The following is a 1,398-nucleotide window of genomic DNA, read 5'->3' as shown; positions in this document are numbered from 1 at the left end:
CAGTTATCCAGCCTTTGGCTTCAATAAAATCACCTGCAAAAACAGGAGCAAGAAATTCGATGTTGTCATACGCTCTAAAGAGCCCTTCATCGCCATCGCGGCGGATGAGTAATTCGGTTGCAACATCGCCGAACAGCTTGGTTAAATGGGCACCATCAACCAGCCCGCCGCCATAATGGGCATTCTCTGCACCAATTCGTAATCTGATAACAACTTCGTTCATCGTTTCTCCTATTAATTTAAAAGCGCCATGTGTTAATAAGAACACATAGCGCTCCATGCGATCGCATGACAGTGGCCGAAATTGCTTCGGGACACCAAGGTAGGGGAGAGGGCTCTCTTTTTACCCTTCGGCAACGGATAATTCGATTCTTCACCCAGTCCCGGGTTACTCCGAAGTCTCTACACGATCCGCCGCGCCTCTATTTTTAGATATTCAATTTTCCAGACGCTCGTCTGTAGGAAGGATTATATATGAAAAGAATTGTTTCGGGAAGGGTAAAATCATAAGTTGTTACTTAATTCACAAGTTATGTATATACATAATAATATGGATCCTAACCAATGCGGGGTGGGGGACTTAGGCTATAATTGCGTTCGATTATTTACCAGAGGAATTATTATGACCATTAAATCCAACGAAAGCGGTACAACTTACCGCAACAGATTGACCAAATCCATTGTACTGTCGATCAGAAGAATGATGCAAAAAGGGCAGCCAGACAAAGAGAGCCTGGATATGGCAGCTTACGTTGTACTGGCTTTGGAAAAGATCGAGGAATCAGTTGATTTAAGCGCCACAGCATGGGAGAAACGTGATTACTGGCTGAAAGCTGATCGATTCAGAATGGAATGGAGCTGGGTGGAAGCACGCCGGTTGTCCTTGGTCAAAGCAGTTTTATCGCAGGATTGGGGAAACATTGCATCAGAACTGATCCAGGTGGCTCAGCATTTCAATAAAGTTGAAGTTTCTGAGAAAAACCGCTTGGGCGAACCGTGGGTCGGTTCATTCAAAGTCCTCAGTTCAAGATAAACCAAAATAAACCGAACAGACGAAGAAAGCCTTTTCCCAGACCCAGAAGAATCTAAATTGGGGGATTGAAATAGTTTGAAAATTATGAGTTATGGTTATGATAAGTGTCATTATCGTAAGCATAGAATACCACTTCTCCATCGGCAAAACAGCAGTACCACTCTTTAAAAATAGAAAAAACGATGAAAATCAAAGATCTTTGAAATTATCGCCAATCGTAACAACATGTTCGACTCATTCTGACAGATGTAACAATTCATCCACAAAGAACTCTGGATAAAATGGTTTATCCAACGTGTTTAGTTCGGATATTTCAAGCCAGACCAGGTGCTCCGGTACTTCTTCATACGTTTTACTGTTATCGA

General features: G+C 42.5%; 2 protein-coding genes and 1 riboswitch. Of the genes, one reads left to right on the top strand and one right to left on the bottom strand.

What is annotated here, in order from left to right; translation table 11 throughout:
- Positions 1-223, bottom strand: a 223-nt coding sequence (locus NC238_02150) for a 3-aminobutyryl-CoA ammonia lyase (protein ID MCM1564760.1), incomplete at its 3' end; no start/stop codon positions are given.
- Between the two features lie 38 nt (positions 224-261).
- Positions 262-433: riboswitch (Lysine riboswitch) on the bottom strand.
- A gap of 189 nt (positions 434-622) precedes the next feature.
- On the opposite strand from NC238_02150, the gene NC238_02145 reads away from it, so the two are divergent.
- A complete protein-coding gene (locus tag NC238_02145) occupies positions 623-1,033 on the top strand; it encodes a hypothetical protein (GenBank protein MCM1564759.1) in 411 nt (136 codons plus the stop codon).
- The last annotated feature ends 365 nt before the right edge of the window (positions 1,034-1,398 follow it).

The sequence above is a fragment of the Dehalobacter sp. genome, assembly GCA_023667845.1.
Taxonomy (GTDB): Bacteria; Bacillota; Desulfitobacteriia; order Desulfitobacteriales; family Syntrophobotulaceae; genus Dehalobacter.
Note: the sequence above shows the minus strand (reverse complement) of the source record. Positions and strands in the feature narration are given on the sequence as shown.

Excerpts from the sequence above, each read along its gene's own strand:
- NC238_02145 (MCM1564759.1), top strand. The coding sequence starts at position 623 with ATGACCATTAAATCCAACGAAAGCGGTACAACTTACCGCAACAGATTG.